The organism is Saccharibacter floricola DSM 15669 (genome assembly GCF_000378165.1).
In the GTDB taxonomy this organism is placed as follows: domain Bacteria; phylum Pseudomonadota; class Alphaproteobacteria; order Acetobacterales; family Acetobacteraceae; genus Saccharibacter; species Saccharibacter floricola.
Genome location: NZ_KB899364.1, coordinates 1 through 2,738, shown reverse-complemented (window position 1 = coordinate 2,738; position 2,738 = coordinate 1). Strand labels below are relative to the sequence as shown.

The window sequence follows — 2,738 nt, the reverse complement described above, 5'->3', positions numbered from 1 at the left end:
GCTTCCGCTCCCTGCATCGCGTAAAGGCTGCGCAATAGCGTGCTGCCTTTGCCGGAACTCTGCAACGCCCCCAAAACACTCTGAAGTGCCTGCCCTGCAATCGAATTCGGAGAGAGACCGGCCGTCACGCCAATAAAGAGCGATTTATGCAGCTGTTGCTGGGTCAGCGTGTCTTCTAGCGCTTTAAACGCGACAGACGATGCGTCTATCCCAAGGTCATGACCGGCTGACAAGGACGATGACGTGATGGTTGTCGCACCACCGGAATGAATCGTCAGGTCATGCTGTGCCGCTTTAAGAAGGCTGCCTTGCCAATCCGTTGCATCAACCGTCGATTGGTCATCAGACTTCCCGTAACCAAGCTTAGACTGACCGTTTTCTGAGCTACTCGTAAGCCCAGATGTTTTGTGTTCTTTAAACGAGTGCGCCGTCGTCTTCAACGCGTTAACGTCAACCGTGCCCGCTGCCGTAACAGAAACATTACGACCGCCCGTAAGACTGCCCGCAAGAGAAATATTACCACCAGAACTCAGAGCAACATCGTTTTGCGCTGCGATCGTATTGCCCGTTTCATTCGTAGAGGCGTTATTGTCGATATCTTTTTGTTTCGTGAAGAGCCCGTGATTGGTACTGTTATAAGTCGAGGACTGATAATTCGTGACAGCCTGAAGCGTCATATCACCCTTGGACTGCAAAACAGCTGACTGCCCAGCATGAAGGTCTGCCCCTGCCAGGGTCATCCCCCCATGGCTCGCATCAAGGGCTATGTTCTGTTGCGCGTTGAGCGACGTATTAACGGCTGTTCCGCTCTCTTTAGTGGCATTTTGCCGCGTATTATCGACAGAAACATCCGGGCCTACACTACTCGTGCCAAACGATACGCCTGCAGAAACCCCACTACTATGCGTTTTGCTGAAGGCTGAAAGCGTATTCCAATCTGATTGCAACTTGATGTTCTTCTGAGCTTCAAGAGCAATGTTCTGTGCGTTTATCTGGGCCGAAACAGCCTTGATGGCACCACTTGTCCCATCCTGAGGGTTGTCCCCTCGCGCTATGATAGAAACAGTGTTCCCGGCATTAAGGCTATCCCCTTGCACGGTATGGGTTGTCTGTTGAGCAAAGGATTTCACCTTGCTAAAGCCCATATTCGCTTGGACGGTTAGTGCGTTTCCGTTCACACCAAATTGCGACAAAACTTGAGAGACGTTGCCAGGCATATAATCGCCGAGCCCTTTGCCTTGCTCACCGGCAACATCCAGCGCACTTTCAGTGCGAAGAAGACTGATAGAAGGCTGCCCTTGAGACGATGGATCCTTCTTCTTCCCAGAAAGAGCCTTGCCTGCCGCTGAACTTGACGTAATCCCCGCTGTAACACCCAAAAAGGATGATTTACTCTGTTGTATCTGTGTCAGCGTATTAATGGCATCATCCAGCGTCACAGACGAACCATTAAGCTGAAGATTCTGTCCCGCTGAAAGAGTGGACCCTTTGACTAACGTATTCCCCTTCGATGTAAGCAGTAAATTTCCATTCTCTGCTCGGAGATCACTTGGCGTCCACGTAACACCAGTATTTGTATCGGTATTTTGAGAGCGTCCAACACCGAAAGAAAACGATCCTCCCTTCAGGCTAGCTATTAGGCCTGATTTTTTCTTTTGATAATAAGTGTCCTCGGTATTCTTCAGCGCTGTGACCGTTAAGTTCCCGCCAGAACTCAGGGCAACATTCTTCTTCCCATCTATCGCCCCAGCAATCGACACATCACCACCTGCCGAAACGGCAATATTGTTATTGGCGACGATCAGACCGCCAATCTCATCAGTGATATCTTTGCTTTGTGTAATCGTCTTTTTACTCAGGAAGCCTTTTGAGACGGTGCGTGTATAATCATAGCGATGGTCTGTCACCGCTTGCAGCGCCACGTTGCCTTTAGCCTGCAACAGCGCATCCGTGCCCGCCGTCACCCCAGAGCCTGCAAGAGTGAGATCGCCCCCCAAGGCCGCGAGCGTCACACCGCCGCCGGCCATCACACTGGAGCCGTAGTTCTTCGTTTCATTGGCTTGGTGGCTATAATGATGGCGGTTAATATTTTCCGACGACTGAGCCGTCAGCGCCCCTAATGTCAGACCACCACCAGCAATCAGGCTTGCATCCCCGCCCGCTTGGAGGTTCCCCCCTGTAAAGAGAATATCTTTCGCAGCACTCAGGCGCGCATCACCCGTGGCGATAATATTCCCTTGTTGGCCAAGATTTTGCTGCACCCCGCCAATCGTTTGGCTCTCTTGGAGCAAACTATTATTGTGGATCGACCCCGCAAGGCTGGTCAGCGATACATCCTTGCCAGAAATCGTCCCACCGTCATTATCGAGATCACCTTGTGTCGCGACAAGATTCAGCGACTGCCCCGCACTGATCGTGCCGCTATTGCTGATCGACCCACCAGAAAGCGACAGATCATTCCCCGCCGCTATCACCCCGCCGCTCCGTATCGTTTCTTTACCAGGGGCCAGATAAAGCTGTGGCGCTAAAACCGTATGGCCATCAACGGAAACAGGAACGTACCAAATGATATTATCGGTGAGTTTGCTCTGCTGTTCCGGGCTAAGTGCCTGCCCAAAGGTTAAACCGAGTTGGTTGGCATCCTGGCTGGCATGATCCAACAGATCACGCATTTGCTGGTCCGCACTCTGAGGGCTTCCTCCAAGAAACGTTTGCCCTGTTGCCGAGACAATTTGTTG

1 protein-coding gene is annotated in these 2,738 nt (G+C 51.8%); it reads right to left on the bottom strand.

Annotated elements, in window-relative coordinates; all coding sequences use genetic code 11:
- On the bottom strand, positions 1-2,738 hold a 2,738-nt coding region (locus F457_RS13140; RefSeq protein ID WP_040921142.1), incomplete at both ends, for a hemagglutinin repeat-containing protein.